This window comes from Bacillus sp. SRB_8 (assembly GCF_003264205.1).
GTDB classification, from domain to species: domain Bacteria; phylum Bacillota; class Bacilli; order Bacillales; family Bacillaceae_G; genus Bacillus_A; species Bacillus_A mycoides.
The window spans coordinates 443,005-469,191 of the sequence record NZ_NADT01000018.1; the positions used below are offsets into that span (position 1 = coordinate 443,005).

Sequence of the window (26,187 nt, forward strand, 5' to 3'; positions counted from 1 at the left end):
TAACAAAAATAAATACTTTTATCAAACCGACTTTTTCAACAAAATCACCTATAAAACCGCATCTTTACAGCAATATGAAACAAAAAATATAAATTTTTAACATTTTTTTCATTCTAGCCACACCAATTTTGCAAAAAAAAGAACCCGCATGTAGCGAGTTCTTTTTTTTCCAATCACACTTGTACAGGTGCTAGCTTTTCATAACGTAAAACTGGTTTACGAGCAGCCAATGTTTCATCTAAACGTTTTATTACTGTTGTATGTGGTGCTTCTTGTACAACTTCTGGATTTTCTTCTACCTCTTTAGCAATTTGAATCATCTTATCAATGAAACCATCTAATGTTTCTTTTGATTCTGTTTCTGTTGGCTCAATCATAATACATTCTTCCACATTTAATGGGAAGTAAATTGTTGGTGGATGGTAACCGAAATCAAGCAGACGTTTTGCAATATCTAATGTACGTACACCAAGTTTCTTTTGACGACGACCTGATAATACAAATTCATGCTTGCAATGTCTATCGAACGGAAGATCATAGAATGGTGCTAATCTTCTCATCATATAGTTCGCATTTAATACAGCATACTCAGTTACTGCACGCAAGCCATCTGGACCCATAGAACGAATATATGTGTATGCACGAACGTTAATTCCGAAGTTACCATAGAATGGTTTCACACGCCCAATTGCTTCTGGACGATCATAGTTGAAGTGATAGCCATTTTCTGTTTTCTCTAAAATCGGTTTTGGTAAGTACGGAATTAAATCAGCTTTCACACCTACTGGACCAGAACCTGGGCCACCGCCGCCATGCGGACCTGTAAATGTTTTATGAAGATTTAAATGCACAACGTCAAATCCCATATCTCCTGGGCGTGCTTGGCTTAATACCGCATTTAAGTTTGCACCATCATAGTATAATTTACCGCCTGCGTTATGGACGATTTCTGCCATTTCTAAAATATTTTCTTCGAATAGGCCTAATGTATTTGGATTTGTTAACATAAGTGCTGCTGTTTCTTCGTTTACAACACGTTTTAAATCATCTAAGTCAACAAGACCATGTTCATTTGATTTCACCGTAATTGTTTCAAAACCAGCTACTGTTGCAGACGCCGGGTTTGTTCCGTGAGCAGAGTCAGGAACAATTACTTTCGTACGGTTAAAGTCACCGTTCGCTTCATGATATGCACGAATCAACATTAATCCTGTCCATTCTCCGTGTGCACCAGCTGCTGGTTGTAACGTAACAGTATCCATACCTGTAATTTCAATTAAATGTTCTTGTAAGTCATACATTAATTCCATTGCACCTTGCACTGTTTTTTCATCTTGAAGTGGATGAATATTTGCAAAGCCTGCGAAACGAGCTACGTTTTCATTAATTTTCGGATTATATTTCATCGTACAAGACCCAAGTGGATAGAATCCAGAATCTACACCGTGGTTACGGTTTGAAAGCGCTGTGTAATGGCGCATAATATCAAGTTCAGATACTTCTGGAAGCTCTGCATCTTCTACTCGAATATAATCACTCTCAAACACATCTTCTAATTTTACTTCTTCTACATCTAATTTGGGTAAGCTATATCCTACGCGTCCTTCTTTAGTCACTTCAAAAATAAGTGCTTGGTCTTGGTTCTTCATTGGATAGCCCCCATTTCGTTTACAAGTGTGTCAATTTCCTCTTTTGTACGAAGCTCTGTTACCGCTACAAGCATATGGTCTTCATGCTCTTTATAATCACGGCCTAGGTCGTAACCACCGATAATATTCTTTTGTATTAATACATCATTTATTTCTTTAACTGGACGTTTACAATCTACAACAAATTCATTAAAGAATGGTCCAGCGAACGTTACTGTGAAACCTTTCGCTTCAAATTGACGTTTTGCATATTGTGCTTTAGAAATATTTTGACGTGCCATTTCTTTTACACCTTGTTTGCCAAGTGCCGTCATTGCAACAGAAGCTGCTAATGCATTTAACGCTTGGTTTGAACAAATGTTAGACGTCGCTTTATCACGACGAATATGCTGTTCACGTGCTTGTAACGTTAATACAAATCCACGTTTACCATCTGAATCTATAGTTTGTCCGACAAGACGTCCTGGAATTTTACGCATAAATGCTTTCGTTGTTGCAAAGTAACCACAGTGCGGTCCACCAAACTGCGTTGGGATACCGAATGGTTGTGCATCACCGATTACAACATCAGCACCGAATTTTCCTGGCGGTGTTAATGCGCCTAATGATAATGGATTTGAAGAAACGATAAATAATGATTTTTGTTGATGAACGATTTTTTCGATATCAGCTAACTTTTCCACTTGTCCGAAGAAGTTTGGGTATTGAACGATTACACAAGCAACTGTATCATCTACTTCACTTTGTAATACTTCTAAATCTGTTACACCGTTTTTATGATCAATTTCAACAACTTCAAGATTTTGACCTTTTGCATATGTTTCAAGTACTGCTCTTGATTCTGGATGAACTGCCTTAGATACAAGAATTTTCTTTTTGCGAGTATGACCAGCTGCTAGCATTGCCGCTTCAGCTAAAGCTGTACCTCCGTCATACATAGAAGAGTTCGCTACATCCATTCCTGTTAATTCACAAATCATTGTTTGGAATTCAAAAATTGCTTGTAATTCCCCTTGTGAAATTTCTGGTTGGTATGGTGTGTAAGCTGTATAAAACTCTGAACGAGAAATAACATGATCAACAATTACTGGAGCGTAATGATCGTATACACCTGCTCCTAAGAAAGAAGCATATTCTTTTAAATTAGCATTTTTACTAGCCATTTGAGATAACTCTTTTAAAAGCTCTGGCTCTGATTTTGCTTCTTTAATTTTTAAATCCCCTTTAAAACGAACACTCTCTGGAATATCAGAGAATAATTCGTCGATCGTTTGAACGCCGATCGTTTGTAACATTTCTTTTTTGTCTTCTTCTGTCATTGGAAGATAACGATGCAACATGAAATCTACCCCTCTCCCCGTTACTTTGAACGTTTATAAAATGGTGTTGGAACAACTACTGCTTTGACGCGTTTATTACGAATTTCAATTTCTACTTCTGTATCAACTGCTGCGTATTTTACATCAATTAGTGCTAAACCAATGCTTTTCTTTAACGTTGGAGATTGTGTACCACTCGTTACTTCCCCGATTTTTTCTTCTCCTATAAATACAGGGTAATGCGTACGAGGAATACCGCGTTCGATTACTTCGATGCCGACTAATTTACGAGATGCACCGTTTTCTTTTTGCTCTTTTAACGTTTCTTTTCCAAAGAAATCTGCTTCTTTATTTGGTTTTACCGCAAAGCCAATTCCCGCTTCAATCGGTGTAATATCTTTTGATAACTCTTGTCCGTATAACGGAAGTGTTGCTTCGAAGCGAAGTGTATCACGAGCACCTAAGCCACATGGTTTTAAGCCCTCTTCTGCTCCCACTTCAAGAAGTTTCTCCCAAAGTTTTGCTGCATCTTCACTCTTACAGTAAATTTCGAATCCATCTTCACCTGTGTAACCTGTACGAGATACAAGTGCAGGAATTCCATCTACAAGAATATTATTTTTAAATTTAAAGAACTTAATTTCTTTCAAATCTTCTGACACAACTTTTTGTAAAATGCCTTCTGCTTTTGGTCCTTGAATTGCAAGCTGCGCAACTTCACTAGAAACATTGACTACTTTCGCATCGCCAATTACATGGCTAGCTAACCATTCGTAATCTTTCTCGATATTTGATGCATTGATTACTAATAAATAGTCTTCTTCACCACGTTTGTAGATTAATAAGTCATCTACTGTGCCACCATTTTCATAGCACATAGCTGTATATTGTGCGCCCCCTACCTTTAAGGTAGATACGTCATTTGTAACAACACGTTGTAAAAATGCTAAACTATCTACACCTTTTACCTCTACTTCTCCCATATGAGATACATCGAACAAACCTGCTCCTGTACGTACAGCTTCATGTTCCTCTTTAATGCTTGAAAATTGAACTGGTAATTCCCAACCACCGAAGTCGACTGTTTTCCCACCATACTTCGCGTATACATCAAATAACGGTGTACGTTGTAATGTAATCATGCTCTTTCCCCCTTATGCTCTGACAAATCAATAAAAGTTGCTTCCCATATCTAAACATTTTCATTCTGAAAAGATAAGGTTATACGGAATCTCAGTATATTTTTTTATGAAAGCGTAAATAAAAAGTTACTTTCTTGGATAAAATACGAAAGATTCCACACATTTCACACCATTATCCTAACATTATTCGCTATATTTCATCAATATTCTAGCATAAAAAATAATTTAGAATTTTTCATTCTTAATCTTATTAAATACAAATTTTGAAATTTAGCCCTTTATCATTGCCTATTCTTTAACTTTTAGTAATTGTGATAGCGCCTTATTACGAGGCTTATAATAAAGATTTTTTAAATAATCACTTTAGTTTATAAAAGGTGGGAGAGTCTTAATGAATGTCGATATTTCCGTAGATCGAACGTGGCAAAACAATTTTTTAAAAAGAATTGATGAAGATGGTCCTTGGACAAATTGGGATTTATATCATTTAGCTTATAAAACAGAGAAATCGTTACTCGTCCCTACTTTTGATGGATTGCAAGCACCGAAACATTTATCACATTTCACGCCGCTTCCACATCAATTAGAGGTCGCTCAAAATGTTATTGAACAAATGAATGGTAAAGCGATTCTAGCAGACGAAGTCGGACTTGGAAAAACGATTGAAGCTGGACTTATTTTAAAAGAATATATGGTTCGAGGACTTGTAAAAAAGGTACTCATTCTCGTTCCAGCTTCTCTCGTATCTCAGTGGGCGTATGAACTAAACACAAAATTTTTTATTCCTGCGGTCGCTCAAAAGAAAAGTTATTCTTGGGAACAAGCTGATGTCATCGTTTCATCAATCGATACTGCGAAACGTTCACCGCATCGCGATATCGTTTTAAACCTAGAGTATGACCTTATTATTATCGATGAAGCACATAAACTAAAAAATAATAAAACAAAAAACTATGAATTTGCACAGCGATTAAAAAAGAAGTTTTGTTTATTACTAACTGCAACTCCTGTTCAAAATAAAATCGATGAAATCTTCAACCTCGTTTCTTTATTAAAACCAGGTCATTTAGGCAATCAATCTAATTTTGAAGAATATTACGCTTCCAAAAATCGTTCCACTGAATCCGATGAAGATTTAAAAGCTCTTATCAATAAAGTAATGGTTCGAAATAGACGCAATAACACTGGCATTGATTGGCCGAAGAGGCATGTACGAACAATCTTCGTTGAATTCAATGAAGAAGAACAAGCTTTGTATAATGAAATTGAAAATTGGCGTGGACAAGATGCCGTCACATCTGCTTTCTCATCCTTAACTTTAAAACGGGAAGCATGTAGTAGTCGTGAAGCTGTTTACTATTCACTAAAAAAACATGTAGAAAAAAGACAGAAAGAAAATGAGCACTACATAAAGGACCCACATATTGATGTGCTGATGGACAAAATTAATCATATTCCGTTCAACTCCAAAGCAAATAAAGCACTAGAGCTTATAAAAGAAGTTGACGATAAAGTCATTATCTTCACTGAATATAGAGCTTCACAAATGTATTTACAATGGTTCTTACAACAACATGGCATTTCCTCTGTTCCATTTCGCGGTGGATTTAAGCGCGGGAAGAAAGATTGGATGAAGGAGCTTTTCCAAAATCATGCCCAAGTATTAATTGCGACCGAAGCTGGTGGTGAAGGAATTAACTTACAATTTTGTAGCCATATGATTAATTACGACTTACCGTGGAATCCAATGCGACTCGAGCAAAGGATTGGACGTATTCACCGTCTTGGACAAAAAAATGATGTTCATATTTATAACTTAGCAACAAAGCACACTGTTGAAGAGCACATTTTAAAACTACTATATGAAAAAATTAATTTATTTGAACGTGTAATCGGTGAACTCGATGAAATTTTAACGAGAATCAACATGAAAAATATTGATGCGCATATTCAAGAAATTTTCGCGCAGTCAAAAAGCGAAGGTGAAATTCGAATCAAGATGGAAAATTTAACATCTATTATCGATTTTGCGAAGCGCAATGAAGCAGAGGTGCAAGACTATGCAGCAAAATGAAATTCATAATTACTTATATAACTTTTTTGAGGCGAATAACTGCGAAATTTTAGAACGTTCCCCTCACCTATTAGACGTGCAGTTAACAATTGAAATGGATAAATTATTAATGAACCGCCCTTTCTATTGGCACTATCTTGAAAAAACAGGAGGCGTTCCGAACCCGATGCGCCTTACTCTTATTACAAATCCAGAAAACGAAGAAAACGACGGTGAACTTATTCATTACGGTTCACCCCGTTTGCATCAAATATTTGAAACAACAAAAGAACTAGGTTCATACATACGTTTATATGAGGAAGTGAAACATAGCGGGGCAACTCATACCCCCCTTCATCCTTGGCTTGGTGTAAATATAAAAGTATCTTATCAATGCGACCGAAAAAAAGACATACTTCATTCCATCGGTATTCATCTTATTTCCGGGACAATGATTGCAAACTTTCATGACACTTTAGCAGAGATCAAACTCACACCGAAAATACCTGACTTTTGTTTTACCCTCTCACCTATCATTAAGCCACAAAGTGGCTTACAACGTATAGAGGATGCTTTAAAAAGTATAATCGCTGAAGATGACCACACGTGGGCAAAAGAAGCGAGAGTGCGTTGGAATCACGATTTAGACCTTTTAAATCGATTTTACGAAGATAGCGATGAACTTCCAGAAAGCTATGAAATTGAAAAGCAAGCATTACAAGAACAATACGAACCACGCATTACAATACAAATTATAAACGGTGGTCTCTTTTATGTTACCGCAAATCATTTTCTATCTTAAAGAAAGCTCCTTCAGATTGAAGGAGCTTCTTTTAAGATATGTTCCCAGCCTATTCTCTATCTTCATTACGCCCTTGCTGTTTTTTCTCTGTCATACGTTTCTGATATGCACGATCCTTTGCACTTACATGGTTTGCATCAGTTGGAAGATTCTCTTTTGAACGACCAATTCCATTACTCATCTTTTTCGCCTCCTTTTTGCATGTTTCAAAATGCATCTTTATTTTCAGCTAGAGGCACAATCCTTATACAAAAAAATAAGAGCAGCCAGTAGCTGCTCTTACTCATTCACGTATTTTTGAAACATATCATGGATGCCTTGATTTACGAGGTTCGAGATCTGTTCGTCAGATTTATTCGGATAACGATCACGTAATCTGATAGATGCCTTCACCATTAAATTTTCTAATACAGAACGGCCACCTTCTCCATAAATAATTTCAGCATACTTAACCAGTCTTCCATCCTCTAATGTTGCTGGATTATGATTGAAGAAAAATTTACTCATTGTCTCCACCTCTCTTTTGATAACGTTTACATTTATATAGATTATTTATGTTATTTATTTCACAATATTGTATGCATGTATATTTAATTAGTTTCATTATAAAGTAACATATCAATAGTAAATATGTGATTTTCCATCCATTTTGTGAACAAATCAAAAAAATGAAAGCGTTTCCTTTATTATATACTAAAAAAACTTACTACGCTAGGGACAATTTTTTTAATCTACTAATCATCTACTTTTCTTTTTTTTATTAAACCTTATACAATTTTCAGAAATTATATTATAAAATATATGTATGACTTAAGGAGGATTTGTATGAATCAAAATAAAAAAGCTATATTAGATCTTGTCTTTTATCTCGTATTCCCATTCCTCATTTGGAAATTTGCAAAACCTTATATCGATCCTTATTACGCAATGTTAATTTCCTCTGTTCCGGGGATTATTTATACACTGTATACCTTTAAAAAAGAAAAACAGTTTAACGTTACAGGGTTCTTTATTTTAATTACACTCATTTCTAATACAACGGTAGACTTAATATCTGGATCAGCGGAACGAATGCTATGGAATGATGCATATTATCATATCGTACTTGGCTGCATCGTTATATGTACAATCTTTATAAAAAAACCACTTATGTTATATTTCGCAGCGGATATTTCAGCACTGCAAGGTCATGATCGTGATAAAAGTCGTGAGCTTTATCGTGATAGTCGTATATATCCAGCACTGCAATATTTAACACTATTTTTCGGCCTTCAATTTATATTAAAAAGCTTCTTGAAAATCTATTTCATCTCTGTTTTCGGTGTAGATGGATATGGTGAAATGAGAGCTATTATGACCGCTGCTGGCTGGGGTATTTCTATTTGCATCGGAATAGGGTTTGTATGGGTAAATAATAAGATACATGCGGTTACTGAAGAAAAAGAATCTGTGCAACAATAAATAAAGATCCCCTAGCAGCTTGTTGCACTAGGGGATCTTTATTTTGCCAGACATATTACGAAAAAGTTAGCTTGATTTTTTTCTTTTATTTTTTACATTTCGATAAAACAAAGCAGCGCTCAGTGGCATAACACCAAACCATTTATTTAAGAATGGCTCTTTCTCCGCACGACGTTGTTGTTTCTGTTGTTTTCGATCCTCTTTTGGAGCATCCATATATGACACAAATTGCTGTGTCACAAAGCGTACATAATCATTAGTAGACATATTATCATCACCTCTACTTGATTAGTATGTCCACTTTTTTATTCATTAATCTTTTGCTTTAATTCATTCATAATTTGCTTTACCGACTTATTTGTCGTATCGATATGAATATCAGCCTCTTCATAATAAGCTCGGCGCGATTCAAATTTCGTTATAAATGCATCTATATCTTTCTTCTGAAATAGTGGACGTGTCGTATCTTCACGAAGCCTTTCTGCAATTACATGTGGATCGCAATATAAATACACAACAGTTCCATTTTCCTTCATCCACTTTCGATTTTCCTCTCGTTCAATAATCCCTCCACCAGTTGTCATAATTACATTCTGAACCGGTAATGAACGTAACATTTCACTTTCATATTCACGAAAAGCCATTTCGCCTTCTTCTGCAAAAATATACCGAATCTCTTTCTCTTTCTGCTCTTCGATTTTTTGATCTGTATCTACAACTTCCATATGGAGTTCTTTACTTAACGCTTTTCCAATTGTTGTTTTCCCGACTCCCATATAGCCGGTTATGTATATAGATTTCATTTTCGTTCCTCTCAATCATCCGTTATTATTTGTTATTATAACGAAAGATGTTACTTTATTTAATAAAAAAACGTTTTGTTCTTCTTATACTATGAAGAACAAAACGTAACATACTCACTATTTTCTCGTAATCAAACAAGCTGGCTCACTTTTACTTATAAGTACCTCTTCTCACCCACTGCGTTGCAATCCATTTCTCGCCCTTCGTAACAGGTGCCCCTCCATGTAACGTAAGCTCATTTAGTGATTGATCTTGATAAAAGTACTCAAAGTATACTGCCATTCCCTTTCTAGGGTGTACAGAAAGATTTAATTTCGGAAAGAATGTTTCTCCGCCTTCTTCTACATCATTTAAGTACATCACAAGAGTACTTATACGATTATTAGCAGCTGATCTACTATGTTCCGCAAAATAATCATAGTGCGCTTTATATTCTTGATCTACTTCATAATTTAAAATGTGCAATCCTTCTCCATGCGCTACAGGAACATTCGTGATAGATGAAATTCGTTTTTCAATCTTCGAAGTTAGTTCATTCTCTTCCAAAAATGCACCACTACTTGTTCGAATATCATTTACATCACGTGATGAACCAACTTTAGAACGTTCCATCTTACTTTTAGACAATTCAATTAATTCATCGCACTCTTCATCACTTAATACATTTGCTAATACGACAATAAGAGGTTCTTCGAATTTTGAAATAATTTGTATTTCCCTATCCTCTGTCATAATCGTATTTCCTTTATGATCAAAAATAGTTTGTTCCTTATTTTCACCTATTTGATTGTTATTTGTCATTTCCTTATCTCCCTAGAAAAAAATGATTGGATAGCATGAATATATCATATTCTTTCTACCTTTCTCTTTTTTGAGAAAATTTAAACTTTTGACCATTATTCTTATCCCTTTCCTCAAAGAAATTGACTCCCTCCACAATAGAAACTCATGGTTCTTCTCCATATATTTTACATATTATCCTTCTACCCAATCAAATATTTTATTATCCTTTTCCCTATACCGAAAGCTCACTGTATAGAAAACTCTCTGTTTTGTAACACATTGCAACGAAATGATAATAACATCATTTTCAAAGACGTACTTTCCACTCACTTCTCCTCTTTCATACTGAAATAAAAAAACATCCTCTTTTTCTTTTTGCTGTAACTCTCTTTTTATATCTGAAATAGCGCGATCAACAAGTTCCTCCATGAAAAAACTTTGTTCTATTTCAGAATAAAATTTTTTATCCGAAAGTAACATATTCGTTTCGTACATCAAAAAAGAAATGAATAAAATAAGAAAAATAATTGTTCCTGGCATTGCAAATCCATCTTGTTTTCTCATGTTTCTATCTCAATTTCACTATAGCGCACAGCCACGCCTTCATATATTTCACCACTTATATCTTTCACATATATATATAACAAATGAGGTGTTAATTTATACGAAATCGCTTCAATCCTTTGTAATATAAATTCCCTTCCGCGCATATTTACTTTTCTTATTAAATTACTATTCAACTTTTCATACGTCACCTGATCACCATTACGAAGTTGGAAGCGTAAAATATTCCCACCGTTTTCTAGCTCTATCTTCCTCCCACTTAATACTTCACGAAACTCTAATTGCATTTGTCCTAAAAACACATCCCACTCCCAGTCATTTAATCCTTTTGAATGTGTATTTTCTATCCCCATAATATGAAGACGCGGTAAAAGTAAAAAGAACATTGATAAAAGCAACAAACATGCAATCATTTCTATTAATGTAAATCCCGCTTCTTTTTTATTTTTCCTTTGCATAAAGGCATTGCTCCATCGCTTTTCCTCTCATATCTTTCCACATCGTACAAACTTCATCTCCTCTCCAATATGTGTAATATACAATTCCTTTTATGACTTGCTCTTTTACTCGCTTTTCCTCATTCTCATACTTAAATAAGGCCGCTTCTTTTTTTAATAATATTAATGCTTTATAGCTCATTTTTATATTTTTTCTTTCTTGCATAATTAATAATGTTTGCGGGAGCAATAACGATGCCGCCATCATTATTAAACTTAACGCTACAACCATTTCAACCATTACTGATCCTTTTTGACACTTCACGATACGTAAATCTCCCTCTTCCAAGCTGAAATACAATCTCATATTTATACCCTCGATAGGAAAGTAAAATCGTACCACCCCTATTAATATTCCCGCTCGGATTATATGTCATTGGATTTGGAAAGGTATGCAAATCCATTTGGACATCTTTATCATATTCTCTCTTAACAATTAAAAGGTCTGTCTCCGATTCCGAAATATAATACATCTGTTTCCCTTTAAACCAGCGTAACGTATAATGTTGTTGACGCTTAATCGCCAACTGCTGCATATACAAAATATCATTTGAAAACTGTTTCAAAAACTGCTCAACTTTTTGTTTTTCATGTAATGAAGTAACGTTAAAATGCGTAACAACACTCAGTACAGAAATAGCAAATAAGACAAGTAGCATTTCTAAAAGAGTAAAACCTTTTTGCTTCACGATTTCCCAGCTGATACCGTACCATCATCGGAAATATGGATTGGTTCACCTTTCGGGCAAGTTTTTGAAGTAATATACTTTCCTGTTTCAAGTTCCTCTATTGATGGAATCTTATTATGTTGCAAGTGATATGCTTGTATTTGTGCTTCTATAGATTTCACATAGGCTGCACATCCTTTTCCTTGGACGGATGAGCGCTGTGTAACTACATTTGGAATAATTAATAGTAATAATACAGTTATGACAACCATAACTAATAACATTTCTAAAAGAGTAAAACCCTCCTCATTCTGCATGTAAATGCCCCCTATATAGAATTCATCATTTGAAACATCGGCATAATCATCGCTAAGTACATCAAAATGACTATAACCCCAAGACATGTAAATAAAATGGGTTGAATCACAAATAACATACGTTTAATTTTTTGTTCTACCTTTTCAATAATGAGCTCACTGTAATCACCAAGCTCATTTGCTAAATTACCGTTTGCTTGTCCATGCGTAATGATATAAGAAAGTTCTTTCTCGTAATAACCGCTTTTATCAATAATAGATTGTAACGGTTCTCCTGCAATTAATTGCCGCTCAATTCGGTCTGCTTCATACTGAAAGAACGGATGATACTTTTGCTTCATCATTATTGTTAATGCTTCGTGTACCGACAATCCACCGTGTAATAAACCACTTAATTGAGTGGAAAAATAATGCGAATGATTTAAAATAAGAAATGTTTTCATAAGGGGAATACGGATCATAATCTTTACCTTTTGAGTAGGCGGAAGTTTTCGGAAATAAAATATATATATACTAAATCCCGTTATAACGATAAGAACAATCATATAAATGAAGTAGGGTAATAATTTAATTGCAACTAAAATTTGCTCCGTAAGTGGTGGTGCTGTAGAACGTAAAGAACTATACATCATTTCAAACTGAGGCAATAAAATGAGGTTAAAAACAGAAAGCATAATCATTAAAAAAAATGATAAAAACATAGGATATCGCATTACTTTCATCATATCTTTCCTATATTTATCTTTCTTGTAAAGAAGTACGCTCCCTTGTTGCAAAGCAAAAGAAATGTCACCATGTCGCTCTGCATAAAACAAATAACTTAACATCTCAGAGTGAAACATTAATTGGTGAAAAGAAGCGTGCAAACTTTGTCCATTTTTCAATCCCTCGATCATACGCTGTAACTGTAATTTCTTCCCTAATGGTAGTTGCAACTGCAAAAATTCCAACGCCTGCAAAAGTGAGTAACCTTTCTCTAATAAATCACTTAATCTTTTACATAATAATGCTTGATCACTTAAACTCCATTTTCTCTTAAACATATACATCTTCTTCTAAAAAGCCTAAAGCATACCCTTTTCGAACCGACGCTTCCAACGTTTTATAGTGATACGTAACATGTTCTCCACTTGCTTCTTTAATCGCTTGTTTTAATTCATATCCATATAACAGTTCATAAATGCTTGCCTGTCTCACTTTCCTCATTGATTTACACAAAGTTGCACACTTCCCTCTGCAAAATGGACATTTTAATTCGACGAGCCGCTGAGCAGCTACTGCTAATAATGATTGTTCAATTTCTTGCCTTGTAATACCATAATCCATAAATCGCAGTATCGCTCCTTTCGCATCATTTGTATGCAAGGTTGTCATTACTAAATGTCCCGTCAAACTGGCCCTTACAGCTACTTTTGCTGTTTCTTCATCACGAATTTCGCCAACTAAAATAATATCTGGATCATGACGCAAAATAGCCTTTAATCCCGTTTTATATGTGATACCAGCTTTTTCATTTATTTGAATTTGTAATAAACCGTCTTTTCTTTGCTCAACTGGATCTTCCAGTGTAATAATGCGACGTGTTTGCCATTTTCTAGCTACTTCTAATAACGCATACATTGTTGTTGTTTTTCCAGAACCAGTTGGCCCAGTAAATACGAGTAACCCATGAGAATGCTTTAAAAAAGAGAGTAATTTTTCCGCTGAACTTGGAAATAACGAAAGATGAGACAGTGGCTGTACAGATGCTTGTAAATGGAGGCGAATAACGAGACTTTCTTGATGTACTGTTGGAAGTGTTGAAAGGCGTAAATACACTTCTTGTCCATCAATTTGTAAGTACAACGAACCATTTTGAGGTTTTCTCCTCTCTCCTATATCCATTGATGCTAAAAATTTAAAGTGTGAAACAAGCTTTTCTCCAAATTCTTTCTCAATACACCGTTTCGTAATTAAATCTTTTCCAATACGTAATTGAATCGCCACATCCTTCTGCCTGGGCACAATATGTAAGTCCGATGCTCGCACCCTACAAGCTTCTTTCATAATCATATTTGCAAAAAGCTCGACACTATTCATCAAGTTTCCCTCCTCACTATGTATATATCATAAAAAAATGCACAAGAAAAATTAGAGATTTTGTATTTTCACTAAGAGAAAAAGGAAAAATATGTTTGTGAAATTATGAACAATTTCCGAATTATTGTCTGAAATTACCTATATAGAAGTTTATCTGTATTATAATGTTAATATCTTGGATAAAGTGATAAAGGTGGAGATCCTCATGGAACAAGCTTTAAAAATTACAGGTGTATTATCTGACCCTACTCGTTATTATATTTATAAATATATTTCGCAAAAACATAATTACGTAACTGTACAAGAAATTGCAGATGAGTTTAACATTCATCCAAACGTAGCGCGTTTACATTTATCTAAATTAGAAGATGTTAATATGCTCAAATCAGAAACAAAAAAAACTGGGAAAGGCGGCAGACCAAGCAGGCTATACGTCTTGTCTCAAGATGTCATCCAGTTACAATTCCCATTTCGCGATTATCAATTATTAGCGCAGATAGCATTTAATTCACTGCTAAGCTTAGGTAGTGCTGGTGAAAAAGCGCTATATGAAACAGGGAAACAATTCGGCAAAGAATTAATGCAACAACATATGCATCGCTTAAATGTAAGTGCAGAAGCATTGACGATAGAACAAAAAATGCTAATCGCAAAAGAAGCATTCTCAACAGCTGGCTTATCTCCTGCTTTTGAATTAAGTACAGATGGCACAAAAATTTTCTATGATGTACACAATTGTCCATTTAAAGAAGTTGCTGCGCATCATCCGACTGAAATTTGTAATATGCACGGAGATATGATGAAGGGGATTTTTGAAATCCTATTCCCGAACGTGGAATTAACACGAAACGATAGTCTACTAGATGGATGCAAATCTTGTAACTATAAAGTGAAACTTTAATCAGTGAGGGGTGTTCTTCCCCCACTGATTATTAGCCCGCACCAATCGGGCTTTTACGGGCAGTTATCTCCCACCTAACTTCCTCGCATTTTGCCGAATTTTGAGGTGGGAGTTTTACTGCCCACAAATAGCGGGATAAAGTTCAAATTTAGTTTTTCAACTAAGAAGAAGTCAATATTATAATTGGCTTCTTTTTATATGAATGAATATTTACAATAGTTAGAAAAATAAACTATAATGAAAAGAGGTTTTACTTTTTTTAGAAAAGGAGGGAGATGGCATGGAGCGCATGTTTCGCGTTCTCGGCTTTTGGACTGGAATTTTCTCGGTTATGTTTTACGTAGGGGATATGCATTCGACCGCACTACTATTTTTAGGACAAACAGGATTCTTCGTACTTTTAAGTTATTTAAAATTAACAGAGCGTATGTATATATACGTATTCGGGGCATATTTAACCGTTTTCTTCATCGGATTTACATGGTACACAACATTTTTACTTGTCCCTGGAGCTGGGCATTAAGAGATGGCAAATTGCCATCTTTTTTTTAATTCCGCAATTCCCTAGTTGACTTATAGGTTTTATTACCTTATATTCTATATAACACATTGGAATTAGGGGGAATCAACATGAATACACTGCTTGTCGGGATTAACATCACAGTCATGCTCATTTTAGTTGGCGTATTGTATTATATGCAACGTAAGCATGTATCTTTTAATAAACGTGTATTTACTGCTTTAGGAGTCGGAATTATCTTTGGTCTTATATTACAATTTATTTATGAACCTACTTCTAAAGTAATTATCGAATCAAATACCTGGTTTAGTTTAATTGGTAACGGTTATGTGAAATTACTTCAAATGATCGTTATGCCACTTATTTTAGTATCTATTATTTCAGCATTTACAAAATTACAATTAACGAAAAACCTTGGTAAAATCAGTGGTCTTATTATCGGAATTTTAATTCTTACTACAGGAATTGCCGCAGCTGTCGGTATAGCTGCAAGCGCAGGATTTGATGTATCAGCAACAGGATTACAACAAGGTGATGCAGAATCTGCTCGTCTGAAATTAGTAGAAGAAAGATTTACTTCTATTGAAAAGACAACAATTCCAGACAAATTGTTAGAACTGTTGCCTACGAATCCTTTTCTTGATTTAACAGGTGCTCGTCCAACATCAACAATTTCTGTTGTAATATTTGCAGCCTTTATCGGGATTGCCTTTATAGGTGTAAAACGAAAATATCCAGAACAAGCAGAGCTATTTAAGAAAATGCTTGATGCTGTATATGCAATCGTAATGCGTATGGTAACATTAATTTTACGTCTTACTCCATACGGCGTATTAGCTCTTATGGCAAAGACAGTTGCTGGTAGCGATATTAACGCTATTTTAAAACTTGGTAACTTCGTGTTAGCATCTTACGTAGCTCTTATCGTAATGTTTATCATTCACTTATTATTAATCGCATTATCTGGTTTAAATCCAATTCAATATTTGAAAAAAGTGTTCCCTGTATTAACATTTGCATTTACATCTCGCTCTAGTGCTGGTGCAATGCCATTAAATATTGAAGCTCAAAAAGAAAAGCTTGGTATTTCTGAAGGAATCGCTAACTTCGCTGCATCCTTTGGGGTATCTATCGGTCAAAACGGTTGCGCAGGTATTTATCCAGCAATGCTTGCTATGATGGTCGCTCCAACTGTAGGAATTGATCCATTACAACCACAATTCATTTTAACTTTAATCGCTGTCGTTGCTATTAGCTCATTCGGTGTTGCCGGTGTTGGTGGCGGTGCAACATTCGCAGCGTTAATCGTACTATCTACAATGAACTTACCAATCGGCATTGTCGCTCTTGTTATCTCAGTTGAACCATTAATCGATATGGGTCGTACAGCTCTTAACGTAAGTGGTTCTATGACAGCTGGTCTTATTTCTAGTAAATGGCTTGGTGAATTAGATCAGGATACGTACAATCAAGATGATGTAAAAACTGGTGAGATTGCTTCATAATAAAAAAGGACGCTAACAATTTATACTGTTAGCGTCTTTTTTATTATGTTCCATCTCTATACATCTTCTCTTGAAAGTTATCACTCCAAGTATTCTTCTAGTTGCTCTTTTAACTCTTCCTCAATCTCATAACAAGATTCATCAACAAGTTCCCCTACTTTCTTACTCCCCCAAACTCTCGACTGAGTTGGCATCCCTAAAAAAGTATTTTCGCATCTCCAAATTGGAATAATGTAAAATTCAATCATCTCTCCTTCTTCATCTAATATCGCTATAGAAACTGATGAATAATATCCTATTTCAAAGGGATTCTCTTTTTCTCTTTCAAATCCCATATCTAATTTCATATTTTTCCCTATGTATAAATGCGAATACGCTTTAAAAAATCCAAGTGATATTCGCTCGATTTCCTTTTCCATACCTTTAATGTTCTCTTTCAACTCCAATGTAAACTCTTGTTCTTTATACTTCATTTCCGTATCCCCACACATAGAAAAAGAGAATATAATAACATATTCTCTTTTCTCAAATATATTTCATTATCTCACAGCCCGTCCCTTTCACAAATAACCATTTTGCTCGCACCATTTATGAAATTGTCCTACATCTACTCCAACTAACACGATATCCTTTAGCTCTACATCAATACTTTGTTCTCCAATTACAATAGCAAAATGGGATTCTAATTGTTTTTCATTTTTCTTTACAGTTCCAATTCGGTTCCGATGCGGCCCATCTTTTATATATGCTTTTTGTCCTACAATATCAAAGTTCAAGATTCTCACCTCTTTTACTGCGCTCAAATTGGAAATACAATCTCCACCTCGGAAAATTTCCTTTCATTGCACTATTTCTCTATATATATGACGAAACAATAAAAGAGTCCTTCCTTCTTTACAATTATTTTTTCTTTGTTTCATTTTTATGATTGAAACGTAAAGTTTATAATAAAATACACTTGGAAGCGCTTTCTACGTAATTTTTTATGTTATAATATAAAAGTAGAACTTCGTAAAGAGGGTTAAAAAATGAATACAAACATGATTAACAAAGTAATTGAAGCATTAAAAGTATATGGCTTTCAGGATGTATCATTCTGTGAAGAAACGAAGCAATTTTTATTTCATAACGAAACCGATATTATGAGCGGCTATGCAGAAATAACATATAGTAGTCAATTCGAAAAATTTAACGTACAAATTCATCCAATTGAAACGCATCACCAAGCAGAGTTACAAGAGGTTGAAAGACATATACAAGCTTGCATACGAAAAGTAGAGTATTTAAATGCACTTCTTACTGGACAAACAAAGCTAGATGATAAAATTATTATTATGTAAAAAAAAAAGAACGTGAAGCTATCACGTTCTTTTTCATTATACGTTCATTTTCCCCTTCAGCTGTAATCCTGTAACAGATTCTAATACATCCATCGCTTCTTCAAACGTCATATCAAAAATTGTCTTCTCTTCTATATAGGGAAACTGTCTAAAGCGCTTTTCTAACATTTTCACTGCATCCGATGTGAAGTTTGCGCTATCAATGCCAAATTCTGTTTCAAGAAGCACAATCCAATCTAACACATGAAAACCTAATCCATTTACGAATGAAATAAGTTTTTCTTCTGGCTGTGGAGATAAGAATACGTTTCGCTCCAGCTCACTGAAAAGTTCTTCTCCTAAAATTCCTGCTAACTCATCATCATGTTCGCGTTCAATAATCTCTTCATAACCGTAATCATCAACAAGCTCTTCTACTTCTTCACTATCCGCAAAAAGCAATTGACTAAGAATTGCATCTTTCTTAAATTCACTGTTTTGTACAACCTCTAAAAAACTTGTTTCCCATCCATTTTCTAATTTCATATTTATAACTCCTTTATATGCTTTACTTATAATAACTGTGCCCAAAATAGCCTAATGGTAACCTTCACTCTTTTTTTGCAAGAAATATTTCTCGCTGCATTCCCACGTCTAACATTCCACTTTATTTAATATATATGAGACAAGCCCCTCAATTTCTCCTTCGAAAATATCAACTTCTCGTAAATGGTAGAATGTCGTTTGCAACTCATTGCCCTTGTGATATATATAAATTTTCTTTTCTAAAGCAATTGCCATCCCTAATTCTGTATGACTTCCATTCCCACCCTCTAGTATGAGTAAGAAAACATCAGCTTCTCGTATCGCTTCTTGTTCTTCTTCACCAATCTTTTGCAATTGTTCTCTATTGGTTGCTCTTTCATTTTTCGTCCAATCATATGTATGCTGCCATCCCACTTCTTTCAACTGGCTTGATACGAAACGAACAAGATGTTTATTTTGAAATCCTGAAGCAATATAAAATTTCATTTATATTCACTCCTTAAATATGTATGGGGAAACTCCTTTTTTAGCGTTAATGGGATTTTTTCAAAAAAAATCCCCATCCTTAGAACTTATTTGCGTTTCAATGATGGGGTGCCTCATGATCTTCTTTTATTTTTTGTTTTTTATAACTTTCATCAGCTAACATTTCTAGTTCAGCTGTTATTTCTGATTTTTCAAGCTCTCGTTCTTGTGAAAATTTCCGTGAAATATAAACAATAACACTACCAACGTACAACACAAAGCATATAATAAGTGCAGTATTTTCATAGAGACTTAGCTCCAACACAGTCACTCCTAATCCATTCGTATTTTCACGCTTAATCAATTGGAATTTCCCTATTAACCATTTGTTATTGTAACATAAAAATATCAATTCTTGGAATCTTTCATCCTACTAAAAAAGACATGATTGTTTAATCATGCCTCTGAAATATGTTGAATGATAGTTTTAATCGCTTCTTTTCCATTATATTTTTTTAATGCTGTTTTATACGTCTCATTATTATGAGATAGCTCTTCTATATGCTTTATAAGTGAGTTCACCGTTACATCCTCTTCATATAATACCGATGCATACCCTTGTCTTTTAAAGGATTCAGCATTTAAAATTTGATCTCCACGGCTTGCAAATTTCGATAACGGAATTAAAACCATCGGCTTTTGCATTGTTAAAAATTCAAAAATCGCGTTGGATCCCGCACGTGAAATAACAAAATCTGTTGCTGCTAATATATCCGGCAACTCTTCATGTACATATTCAAATTGTCTATATCCTTCTTTATTTTGTAAGGATTCATCAAGATTTCCTTTTCCGCAAAGATGCACAATTTGATAATTTTTCAGAAGATCTGGAAGTGCCGATCGAACCGTTTCATTAATTTTCTTTGCGCCTAAACTTCCTCCCATAACAGTAATAACTGATTTCTTCCGGGAAAACCCTAGAAACTTTAAACCTTTTTCAAGATTTCCTCTTAGTACGTCTTCACGTACAGGCGATCCTGTATATATTACTTTTTCTTTCGGTAAATGTTTCGCTGCTTCTTCAAATGTAACAAATATTTTCGAGGCAAAACGGAGCGCAATTTTATTTGCTAGTCCAGGTGTCATATCAGATTCATGTAATAAAACTGGCACCCTATTTAGCCACCCTCCTATTACGACTGGTACGGATACGAAACCACCTTTTGAAAAAATAACATCCGGTTTTAGTTTACGAATTGTTACGTACGCATCCATAACACCCTTCATCACGAGAAAAGGATCTTTTATATTTTTCAAATCAAAATAACGACGTAGCTTCCCGCTTGCAATACTATGGTATGGGATTCCTTCTTTTTCTATAATCGTTTTCTCAATCCCTTGATGAGAACCAATATAAGAGATATCCCAGTTCTGCTTTTGTAAATGTGGAATAATTGCTAAATTAGGTGTTACATGCCCGGCCGAACCGCCACCTGTAAAGACTATTTTTTTCATACGTCTCCCCCTTCTACACTATAGTACACTAAAATACCTTGCCTCAGGGTGAGAAAATACCATAGCCGTTACAGACGCTTCTGGCTCCATCATAAATCCTTCTGTTAATGAAATACCTATTTCTTCTGGATGAATTAAGCGAAATAATTTTTCTTGATCAGCAAGTTCTGGGCATGCTGGATAACCAAATGATACGCGTATTCCTCTATATTTTGTACGGAATCTCTCTTCCATCGTCAGTTCAGGTGAATCTGGAATTCCCCAACGATCACGAATGAGCATATGTGTTTTTTCAGCAAGTCCTTCTGCTAATTCAAGTGCTAACGACTGAATCGCATGACTGCGTAAATAATCTCCCTTCGCCTTCCATTCCTCTGCAATATCTCGAACCCCTTCTCCAACGGTAACAGATAAGAAAGCGACATAATCCATCTCATCTCCAATCGGGCGTATATAATCCCCTAAAGTACGGTATGGTGCTTTCCCTTGTCTCGGAAATTCAAATCGCTCTATAATACGTGTGTGATCTTCCGGATCGTATATAATTATATTTTGTCCATCACTTTGCGCCGGGAAAAATTGATACACCGCTTTTGGGCGTAACCAAGATTGTCCTTCTTGTAATAATTCATCAATTAAATCATTTAGCTCATGTGCTCTTTTATCCCCTTCTTGCAAGAGTTTTTTTACGTTTCCTTTTAACCCAAGATGGTGTCCAATTAACATTTGTCTATTTAAAAACGGTGCAAGATGAAGGGCAGGAACATCCCGTAATACAACTCGTTTCGTCGAATCTGGTATCATAACAGTTGCTTTTGGCAACGGCTCAATAACTGCGGGAATTTCTATTTTTTTCTCCTCTTGTTTCACAATATGAAGATGGCGTTCCTTTTTATCTCGCTTCATCTTTTCACGTTCTTCTTCTTTTTGTAATTTGTTAATAATATCAAGACCTGTCATTGCATCACTTGCATAACATACGAGCCCTTTATAAGATGGAGAAATACGATTATCTGTAAATTTCCTCGTTAGTGCTGCACCACCTACAACAATTGGAATATCAATATTCGCTGCTTTTAAATCTTCAGCAGTCGTTACCATTTGTTGCGCTGATTTTACTAACAAACCAGAAAGGCCAATAATATCAGGTTTCTTTTCTTGTACTTCTTGAACAATTCGATCCGAACGAACATTAATTCCTAAATTAATAATTTCATATCCGTTATTTGATAAAATAATTTCAACAAGGTTTTTCCCAATATCATGTACGTCTCCTTTAACAGTCGCTAATAATACTTTCCCTTTTTTTGCACTCTCACTAGATTCCATATGTGGCTCTAAATAACTTACGGCAGCTTTCATACTTTCAGCACTTTGCAATACTTCAGCAACGATAAGCTCATTACCATTAAATAATCGCCCCACCTCATCCATTCCTGTCATAAGCGGCCCGTTAATAATATCCAGAGGTTTTCGTCCTTCTGTAAGCGCGAGACTTAGATCTTCTTGTAGTCCTTGCTTCGTACCTTCTACAATATAATTTGCCAGTCGTTCATCAAGTGTTAGCGTTTCTTGTATAACGACATCTTTCTTTTTGGCAACACGATAAAAGTTTGTAAATTTTTCTAACGTCTCTTTCGTCGTTTCAAATAATAATGCATCCGCAAGACGTTTTTCTTCCTCTGGAATTAACGCATAGCGTTCTAATTTTTCCGTATTAACAATCGCATAATCTAATCCTGCTTTCGTTGCATGATATAGAAAGACAGAGTTTAATACTTCACGTCCAGCTGGTGGTAAACCAAAAGATATATTACTCACACCTAGAATCGTTAAACATTCTGGTAACGCTTCTTTAATAAGACGAATTCCTTCTATAGTCGCTGCCGCTGAACCTATATATTCTTCATCACCTGTTCCTACAGGAAACACAAGCGCATCAAAAATAATATCAGATGGGCGTATACCATACTTTTTCGTTAGTAATTCATAGCTTCTTTTAGCAATCTCTATCTTTCTTTCTGCACTAACTGCCATACCATCTTCATCAATTGTCCCTACAACTATCGCAGCACCGTATTTCCGAAGAAGGGGTGTCACTTTTTCAAAACGTTCTTCTCCATCCTCTAAATTAATAGAATTGATAACACCTTTTCCTTGAATATAAGTAAGAGCTTTCGCCATAACATTTTCATCTGTTGAATCAATCATAATCGGTACTTTTAACACTTTCGTAATTTCTGCCAAGAATCTTTCCATATCTTCTATTTCATCACGATCAGGGTCTGCCATACAAATATCAATAATATGAGCACTTTTCTTCACTTGCGCTCTTGCCACTTCAGCAGCCTCTTCAAATTTCCCTTCTGCTACTAATCTTTTAAACTTACGCGATCCAATTACATTCGTTCTTTCTCCAACAAATAAAGGCCTCATAGAATCATCGTATTGCAACGCTTCTAGTCCACTAATTCCATGTCCAACCCTTTCATGATGCTCACGAGGATTAATCGAGGCAAGCGCCGATTTCATTACACGTATATGTTCTGGTGTTGTGCCACAACAACCACCAATAATATTAATCCATCCTTCTTCAGCAAAACGTTTTACTTTTTCAGCAAGTGACGCTGGAGATTCGTGATAATGCCCATCTTCATCAGGAAGACCAGCGTTTGGATAACACGAAATATAACACTCCGATAAATCAGATAGGGAACGTATATGTTCCCTCATAAATTCTGGACCAGTAGCACAGTTTAATCCAACCGATAATGGCTTCATATGCTCTACCGATAAATAAAAGGCTTCGATCGTTTGACCCGCTAAAGTCGTTCCCATCGGTTCAATTGTTCCAGAAATCATAATAGGTACTATTTTGTTTAGTTCTTCAAACGCCGATTGAATTCCAATGTACGCAGCTTTCACATTACGCATATCTTGACTCGTTTCAACGAGTAATACATCAACTTCTCCTCTTAATAGTCCTCTCGCTTGCCTTGTATAGGCTTCAATTAACTCTTCAAAAGTCACACCACCTGTAACACTAATCGCTTTCGTCGTTGGTCCCATCGCTCCCGCAACATACACTTCTTTCCCACTTTCTTTAACCGCTTGCTTCGCCACAAGCGCTGCCCTTTCGTTTAACTCTTCATCTAAATGAGACAATGCATAATCACTTAATACAATATTTGTTGCACCAAACGTATTCGTTTCAATAATATCTGCTCCAGCTTCAATGTAGACTTTATGAATATTTAAAATAACATCCGGTCTTGTTTTTACTAAATATTCATTACAACCTTCGTATTCTTCTCCTCCAAAATCTTCCGCTGTTAAGTCTTCTTGCTGGATCATCGTTCCCATTGCACCATCTAATATTAAAATTTCATGTTGTAATCTCTCTTCTATTCGTTTCATCAATTAATACCTTCTTTCACTTCTTGCTTTTCTCTCACATATTTCACGAGATGTTCTGTAATTTCATATTTTAAAAACGGTGTAATAAGATAAATACCGTTAAAGTATTTCATCGCCGCATCGATCAACTCTTGTGAAATACGAATCCCTTCTTCTATGGCTGCCTCTTTCGTTTCATGTCCATCCATTCTTTGTCTTATCTCTTCAGGGAGAGTAATACCCGGCACTTCAAAATGAAGAAAATCTGCATTCCGCTTACTTACTAACGGCATAATTCCAATAAAGATAGGTTGTTCCAAATGCTTTGTCGCTTCATATACTTCTTCTATTAAAGCAACATCATATATCGGCTGCGTTAAGAAATATTCAGCACCAGCATCAATTTTTCGTTCCATTCGCTTGACCGCCGCTTTTAAATGCCTTACATGAGGATTGAATGCACCTCCGACAGAAAATCTTGTTGCCGGACCAATTGATTTCCCTAAAATAGAGCGTCCGTCGTTCATCTCTTTAATCATTTTAATGAGCTCTATCGATGACAAATCATATACAGAAGTTGCACCTGGGAAATCACCAACGCGCGCTGGATCACCAGTTAAAGCTAGCACTTCCTCCATACCTAATGCTGATAATCCAAGTAAGTGAGACTGTAGTCCAATGACGTTATGGTCTCTACACGTTAAATGCGTCAATACTGGAATATCATGCTTCGTTAATAATGCACCCATAGCCATATTCGAAACACGAGGAGATGCTAATGAATTATCTGCTAGAGTAATAGCATCCGCTCCAGCCCTTTTCAGTGCTCTTGCCCCTTCAAAAAAACGCTGCGTGTCTAACGTTTTCGGTGGATCTAATTCCACTACAACTGTCGTTTGTTTCTTTGCCTTTTCTGCTAGAGTAACATGAGCTCTCGAACGCTTCTCATGTGTATGGACCACTTTAGGCCTTTGAATCGTCTCCTTTGCTATTACAGGTGCAACATTTGCAATAGCACGTTTCATTCCTTCAATATGTTCCGGGGTAGTACCACAACAACCACCTAATAAACGAATACCTTGTTCAATAAAGTTTGGTGTCATCTCTTCAAAATACGCTGGACTTCCCTCATATACGTAACGCCCTTCCACATAATTCGGGAGACCTGCATTCGGATATGCTGATAAATAGCCATTTTGAGGAATCGATATCATTTTGAAAGCTTCCGTCATATGAAGTGGCCCTAATTGACAGTTCAATCCAACAACATTGGCACCGTAATCCAAAAGCTGTTTTAATATTTCATTGACATCATTCCCATTTTGAGTCGTACCTGCCTCATGTAACGCTAACTGAGCAACAATCGGAATACTCGTTTGTTTACGCAATACTTTAACGGCATGCAATAATTCAAATTCATCATAAAAAGTTTCTAATAGTAATCCATCAACCTGTTCTTCTAGTAAAGCACCTGCCTGCTCAAGTAACATAAATTCTCGCTCTATATCAGTCGTTGTAACAGCACCAATATGTTTCATACCTCCAATTGTCCCTAAAATTGCATTCCGATCTGTTACTGATGCTTTCGAAATATTCACTGCCGCTTTATTAATTTGGACAACTTGATTTTCTAGACCATACATGCGGAGTTTCGCTTCATTCGCACCATACGTATTCGTTTGAATAACATCCGCTCCAGCAGCTACATATTGTTTATGGATCGATATAATTAAGTCCGGATCAGACAAATTCAATTCTTCAAAACTACTTTGTAAACCATGCGAATGTAATAACGTTCCAACCGCACCATCACCTATTACAATTCCTTTTGATAATAAATCTAGTAATTTCACGAATCTCCCTCATTTCTATCAATATAAAA

The 26,187-nt window shown here is 35.5% G+C and carries 30 protein-coding genes; 7 read left to right on the plus strand and 23 right to left on the minus strand.

Going from position 1 to position 26,187, the window contains the following annotated elements; all coding sequences use genetic code 11:
• Window positions 1–173: 173 nt before the first annotated feature.
• Genes gcvPB through gcvT form a run of 3 tightly spaced genes read right to left on the minus strand, consistent with a single transcriptional unit; the run spans window position 174 to window position 4,110 of the window.
• On the minus strand, window positions 174–1,649 hold the full coding sequence (gcvPB, locus tag B5P40_RS12415) for an aminomethyl-transferring glycine dehydrogenase subunit 2 (RefSeq protein ID WP_002122485.1): 1,476 nt from the start codon (window positions 1,647–1,649) through the stop codon (window positions 174–176).
• The gene (gene gcvPA / locus B5P40_RS12420; protein WP_113709286.1) at window positions 1,646–2,989 is read right to left on the minus strand and encodes an aminomethyl-transferring glycine dehydrogenase subunit 1; all 1,344 of its coding nucleotides are present in this window, start codon (window positions 2,987–2,989) and stop codon (window positions 1,646–1,648) included. Before gcvPA ends, gcvPB begins: the two co-directional genes overlap by 4 nt.
• Before the next feature lie 20 nt (window positions 2,990–3,009).
• Window positions 3,010–4,110, minus strand: a complete 1,101-nt coding sequence (gene gcvT, locus B5P40_RS12425) for a glycine cleavage system aminomethyltransferase GcvT (protein ID WP_002034013.1) — start codon at window positions 4,108–4,110, stop codon at window positions 3,010–3,012.
• Window positions 4,111–4,501: 391 nt separating this feature from the next.
• Between gcvT and B5P40_RS12430 the strand changes: the two genes are divergently transcribed.
• Window positions 4,502–6,184 carry a DEAD/DEAH box helicase gene (locus B5P40_RS12430; RefSeq protein ID WP_002015016.1) on the plus strand — a complete coding sequence of 561 codons (1,683 nt, stop codon included), beginning with the start codon at window positions 4,502–4,504 and terminating at the stop codon, window positions 6,182–6,184.
• On the plus strand, window positions 6,171–6,965 hold the full coding sequence (locus B5P40_RS12435; protein ID WP_002088611.1) for a YqhG family protein: 795 nt from the start codon (window positions 6,171–6,173) through the stop codon (window positions 6,963–6,965). Before B5P40_RS12430 ends, B5P40_RS12435 begins: the two co-directional genes overlap by 14 nt.
• A gap of 49 nt (window positions 6,966–7,014) precedes the next feature.
• Here B5P40_RS12435 and B5P40_RS33430 read toward each other — a convergent pair whose 3' ends face one another.
• Both B5P40_RS33430 and B5P40_RS12440 read right to left on the minus strand, forming a co-directional pair.
• Window positions 7,015–7,146, minus strand: coding sequence for a hypothetical protein (locus B5P40_RS33430; RefSeq protein WP_002129080.1), 132 nt, complete (start codon window positions 7,144–7,146; stop codon window positions 7,015–7,017).
• A 98-nt stretch (window positions 7,147–7,244) separates the two neighbouring features.
• Window positions 7,245–7,472 (minus strand): hypothetical protein, encoded by a 228-nt coding sequence (locus tag B5P40_RS12440; RefSeq protein WP_000032698.1) that lies wholly within the window; start codon window positions 7,470–7,472, stop codon window positions 7,245–7,247.
• Window positions 7,473–7,790: 318 nt separating this feature from the next.
• Between B5P40_RS12440 and B5P40_RS12450 the strand changes: the two genes are divergently transcribed.
• On the plus strand, window positions 7,791–8,426 hold the full coding sequence (locus B5P40_RS12450; protein ID WP_113709287.1) for a VC0807 family protein: 636 nt from the start codon (window positions 7,791–7,793) through the stop codon (window positions 8,424–8,426).
• Window positions 8,427–8,492: 66 nt separating this feature from the next.
• On the opposite strand, the gene B5P40_RS12455 is transcribed toward B5P40_RS12450, so the two are convergent.
• From B5P40_RS12455 to comGA, 10 genes are all read right to left on the minus strand, one after another.
• Entirely contained in the window at window positions 8,493–8,693 is a 201-nt protein-coding gene (locus tag B5P40_RS12455; protein ID WP_002015009.1) for a YqzE family protein, read from the minus strand.
• Between the two features lie 38 nt (window positions 8,694–8,731).
• Window positions 8,732–9,229, minus strand: a complete 498-nt coding sequence (locus tag B5P40_RS12460) for a shikimate kinase (protein WP_002167678.1) — start codon at window positions 9,227–9,229, stop codon at window positions 8,732–8,734.
• A 151-nt stretch (window positions 9,230–9,380) separates the two neighbouring features.
• Window positions 9,381–10,031 carry a 2OG-Fe(II) oxygenase gene (locus tag B5P40_RS12465; protein WP_002131210.1) on the minus strand — a complete coding sequence of 217 codons (651 nt, stop codon included), beginning with the start codon at window positions 10,029–10,031 and terminating at the stop codon, window positions 9,381–9,383.
• Window positions 10,032–10,205: 174 nt separating this feature from the next.
• On the minus strand, window positions 10,206–10,577 hold the full coding sequence (comGG, locus tag B5P40_RS12470; protein ID WP_002167676.1) for a competence type IV pilus minor pilin ComGG: 372 nt from the start codon (window positions 10,575–10,577) through the stop codon (window positions 10,206–10,208).
• Window positions 10,574–11,035, minus strand: a complete 462-nt coding sequence (comGF, locus tag B5P40_RS12475) for a competence type IV pilus minor pilin ComGF (RefSeq protein ID WP_002088620.1) — start codon at window positions 11,033–11,035, stop codon at window positions 10,574–10,576. The genes comGG and comGF overlap by 4 nt, the downstream gene beginning before the upstream one ends.
• Window positions 11,019–11,315: a hypothetical protein gene (locus tag B5P40_RS12480; RefSeq protein ID WP_002088621.1), complete on the minus strand. Its 297-nt coding sequence runs from the start codon at window positions 11,313–11,315 to the stop codon at window positions 11,019–11,021. The genes comGF and B5P40_RS12480 overlap by 17 nt, the downstream gene beginning before the upstream one ends.
• Window positions 11,308–11,763 (minus strand): competence type IV pilus minor pilin ComGD, encoded by a 456-nt coding sequence (gene comGD, locus B5P40_RS12485; RefSeq protein ID WP_002129089.1) that lies wholly within the window; start codon window positions 11,761–11,763, stop codon window positions 11,308–11,310. The genes B5P40_RS12480 and comGD overlap by 8 nt, the downstream gene beginning before the upstream one ends.
• Window positions 11,760–12,059 carry a competence type IV pilus major pilin ComGC gene (comGC, locus tag B5P40_RS12490; RefSeq protein WP_002088623.1) on the minus strand — a complete coding sequence of 100 codons (300 nt, stop codon included), beginning with the start codon at window positions 12,057–12,059 and terminating at the stop codon, window positions 11,760–11,762. Before comGC ends, comGD begins: the two co-directional genes overlap by 4 nt.
• 11 nt (window positions 12,060–12,070) lie before the next feature.
• The gene (gene comGB, locus B5P40_RS12495) at window positions 12,071–13,108 is read right to left on the minus strand and encodes a competence type IV pilus assembly protein ComGB (RefSeq protein WP_002138336.1); all 1,038 of its coding nucleotides are present in this window, start codon (window positions 13,106–13,108) and stop codon (window positions 12,071–12,073) included.
• The gene (gene comGA, locus B5P40_RS12500) at window positions 13,095–14,138 is read right to left on the minus strand and encodes a competence type IV pilus ATPase ComGA (RefSeq protein ID WP_113709288.1); all 1,044 of its coding nucleotides are present in this window, start codon (window positions 14,136–14,138) and stop codon (window positions 13,095–13,097) included. The genes comGB and comGA overlap by 14 nt, the downstream gene beginning before the upstream one ends.
• 205 nt (window positions 14,139–14,343) lie before the next feature.
• On the opposite strand from comGA, the gene B5P40_RS12505 reads away from it, so the two are divergent.
• The 3 genes from B5P40_RS12505 to B5P40_RS12515 all read left to right on the plus strand — a co-directional run bounded on the left by B5P40_RS12505 (window position 14,344) and on the right by B5P40_RS12515 (window position 17,064).
• Window positions 14,344–15,039 carry a helix-turn-helix transcriptional regulator gene (locus tag B5P40_RS12505; RefSeq protein ID WP_002014995.1) on the plus strand — a complete coding sequence of 232 codons (696 nt, stop codon included), beginning with the start codon at window positions 14,344–14,346 and terminating at the stop codon, window positions 15,037–15,039.
• 280 nt (window positions 15,040–15,319) lie between these two features.
• A complete protein-coding gene (locus tag B5P40_RS12510; protein ID WP_002015110.1) occupies window positions 15,320–15,562 on the plus strand; it encodes a DUF2626 domain-containing protein in 243 nt (80 codons plus the stop codon).
• Window positions 15,563–15,669: 107 nt separating this feature from the next.
• On the plus strand, window positions 15,670–17,064 hold the full coding sequence (locus B5P40_RS12515) for an L-cystine transporter (RefSeq protein ID WP_002138338.1): 1,395 nt from the start codon (window positions 15,670–15,672) through the stop codon (window positions 17,062–17,064).
• An 80-nt stretch (window positions 17,065–17,144) separates the two neighbouring features.
• On the opposite strand, the gene B5P40_RS12520 is transcribed toward B5P40_RS12515, so the two are convergent.
• Window positions 17,145–17,537, minus strand: a complete 393-nt coding sequence (locus B5P40_RS12520) for a hypothetical protein (RefSeq protein WP_002190672.1) — start codon at window positions 17,535–17,537, stop codon at window positions 17,145–17,147.
• An 87-nt stretch (window positions 17,538–17,624) separates the two neighbouring features.
• Window positions 17,625–17,840 (minus strand): DUF3912 family protein, encoded by a 216-nt coding sequence (locus B5P40_RS12525; protein ID WP_002067106.1) that lies wholly within the window; start codon window positions 17,838–17,840, stop codon window positions 17,625–17,627.
• 252 nt (window positions 17,841–18,092) lie between these two features.
• On the opposite strand from B5P40_RS12525, the gene B5P40_RS12530 reads away from it, so the two are divergent.
• Window positions 18,093–18,404, plus strand: a complete 312-nt coding sequence (locus B5P40_RS12530; protein WP_002129099.1) for a hypothetical protein — start codon at window positions 18,093–18,095, stop codon at window positions 18,402–18,404.
• 36 nt (window positions 18,405–18,440) lie between these two features.
• On the opposite strand, the gene B5P40_RS12535 is transcribed toward B5P40_RS12530, so the two are convergent.
• From B5P40_RS12535 to B5P40_RS12560, 6 genes are all read right to left on the minus strand, one after another.
• Window positions 18,441–18,929, minus strand: a complete 489-nt coding sequence (locus B5P40_RS12535) for a hypothetical protein (protein ID WP_002015119.1) — start codon at window positions 18,927–18,929, stop codon at window positions 18,441–18,443.
• A 108-nt stretch (window positions 18,930–19,037) separates the two neighbouring features.
• A complete protein-coding gene (locus tag B5P40_RS12540) occupies window positions 19,038–19,415 on the minus strand; it encodes a nucleoside 2-deoxyribosyltransferase (RefSeq protein ID WP_002034029.1) in 378 nt (125 codons plus the stop codon).
• Window positions 19,416–19,512: 97 nt separating this feature from the next.
• Window positions 19,513–19,755, minus strand: coding sequence for a DUF3966 domain-containing protein (locus tag B5P40_RS12545; RefSeq protein WP_085960924.1), 243 nt, complete (start codon window positions 19,753–19,755; stop codon window positions 19,513–19,515).
• 95 nt (window positions 19,756–19,850) lie between these two features.
• Entirely contained in the window at window positions 19,851–20,909 is a 1,059-nt protein-coding gene (locus tag B5P40_RS12550) for an undecaprenyldiphospho-muramoylpentapeptide beta-N-acetylglucosaminyltransferase (RefSeq protein WP_002067149.1), read from the minus strand.
• A gap of 18 nt (window positions 20,910–20,927) precedes the next feature.
• The gene (gene metH / locus B5P40_RS12555) at window positions 20,928–24,326 is read right to left on the minus strand and encodes a methionine synthase (RefSeq protein ID WP_113709289.1); all 3,399 of its coding nucleotides are present in this window, start codon (window positions 24,324–24,326) and stop codon (window positions 20,928–20,930) included.
• Complete coding sequence (locus tag B5P40_RS12560; protein ID WP_113709290.1) at window positions 24,326–26,158, minus strand: bifunctional homocysteine S-methyltransferase/methylenetetrahydrofolate reductase; 1,833 nt, start codon at window positions 26,156–26,158, stop codon at window positions 24,326–24,328. Before B5P40_RS12560 ends, metH begins: the two co-directional genes overlap by 1 nt.
• Between the last annotated feature and the right edge of the window lie 29 nt (window positions 26,159–26,187).

Coding starts and splice junctions, on each gene's coding strand:
- gcvPB (WP_002122485.1), bottom strand. CDS start 1,649: ATGAAGAACCAAGACCAAGCACTTATTTTTGAAGTGACTAAAGAAGGA.
- B5P40_RS12465 (WP_002131210.1), bottom strand. CDS start 10,031: ATGACAAATAACAATCAAATAGGTGAAAATAAGGAACAAACTATTTTT.
- B5P40_RS12505 (WP_002014995.1), top strand. CDS start 14,344: ATGGAACAAGCTTTAAAAATTACAGGTGTATTATCTGACCCTACTCGT.
- comGB (WP_002138336.1), bottom strand. CDS start 13,108: ATGTATATGTTTAAGAGAAAATGGAGTTTAAGTGATCAAGCATTATTA.
- comGC (WP_002088623.1), bottom strand. CDS start 12,059: ATGCAGAATGAGGAGGGTTTTACTCTTTTAGAAATGTTATTAGTTATG.
- B5P40_RS12440 (WP_000032698.1), bottom strand. CDS start 7,472: ATGAGTAAATTTTTCTTCAATCATAATCCAGCAACATTAGAGGATGGA.
- B5P40_RS12510 (WP_002015110.1), top strand. CDS start 15,320: ATGGAGCGCATGTTTCGCGTTCTCGGCTTTTGGACTGGAATTTTCTCG.
- B5P40_RS12520 (WP_002190672.1), bottom strand. CDS start 17,537: ATGAAGTATAAAGAACAAGAGTTTACATTGGAGTTGAAAGAGAACATT.
- B5P40_RS33430 (WP_002129080.1), bottom strand. CDS start 7,146: ATGAGTAATGGAATTGGTCGTTCAAAAGAGAATCTTCCAACTGATGCA.
- B5P40_RS12480 (WP_002088621.1), bottom strand. CDS start 11,315: ATGGTTGAAATGGTTGTAGCGTTAAGTTTAATAATGATGGCGGCATCG.
- B5P40_RS12540 (WP_002034029.1), bottom strand. CDS start 19,415: ATGAAATTTTATATTGCTTCAGGATTTCAAAATAAACATCTTGTTCGT.
- B5P40_RS12450 (WP_113709287.1), top strand. CDS start 7,791: ATGAATCAAAATAAAAAAGCTATATTAGATCTTGTCTTTTATCTCGTA.
- metH (WP_113709289.1), bottom strand. CDS start 24,326: ATGAAACGAATAGAAGAGAGATTACAACATGAAATTTTAATATTAGAT.
- comGG (WP_002167676.1), bottom strand. CDS start 10,577: ATGAGAAAACAAGATGGATTTGCAATGCCAGGAACAATTATTTTTCTT.
- B5P40_RS12430 (WP_002015016.1), top strand. CDS start 4,502: ATGAATGTCGATATTTCCGTAGATCGAACGTGGCAAAACAATTTTTTA.
- B5P40_RS12515 (WP_002138338.1), top strand. CDS start 15,670: ATGAATACACTGCTTGTCGGGATTAACATCACAGTCATGCTCATTTTA.
- B5P40_RS12460 (WP_002167678.1), bottom strand. CDS start 9,229: ATGAAATCTATATACATAACCGGCTATATGGGAGTCGGGAAAACAACA.
- B5P40_RS12550 (WP_002067149.1), bottom strand. CDS start 20,909: ATGAAAAAAATAGTCTTTACAGGTGGCGGTTCGGCCGGGCATGTAACA.
- gcvPA (WP_113709286.1), bottom strand. CDS start 2,989: ATGTTGCATCGTTATCTTCCAATGACAGAAGAAGACAAAAAAGAAATG.
- B5P40_RS12535 (WP_002015119.1), bottom strand. CDS start 18,929: ATGAAATTAGAAAATGGATGGGAAACAAGTTTTTTAGAGGTTGTACAA.
- B5P40_RS12455 (WP_002015009.1), bottom strand. CDS start 8,693: ATGTCTACTAATGATTATGTACGCTTTGTGACACAGCAATTTGTGTCA.
- comGF (WP_002088620.1), bottom strand. CDS start 11,035: ATGCAAAGGAAAAATAAAAAAGAAGCGGGATTTACATTAATAGAAATG.
- B5P40_RS12530 (WP_002129099.1), top strand. CDS start 18,093: ATGAATACAAACATGATTAACAAAGTAATTGAAGCATTAAAAGTATAT.
- B5P40_RS12435 (WP_002088611.1), top strand. CDS start 6,171: ATGCAGCAAAATGAAATTCATAATTACTTATATAACTTTTTTGAGGCG.
- comGA (WP_113709288.1), bottom strand. CDS start 14,138: ATGAATAGTGTCGAGCTTTTTGCAAATATGATTATGAAAGAAGCTTGT.
- gcvT (WP_002034013.1), bottom strand. CDS start 4,110: ATGATTACATTACAACGTACACCGTTATTTGATGTATACGCGAAGTAT.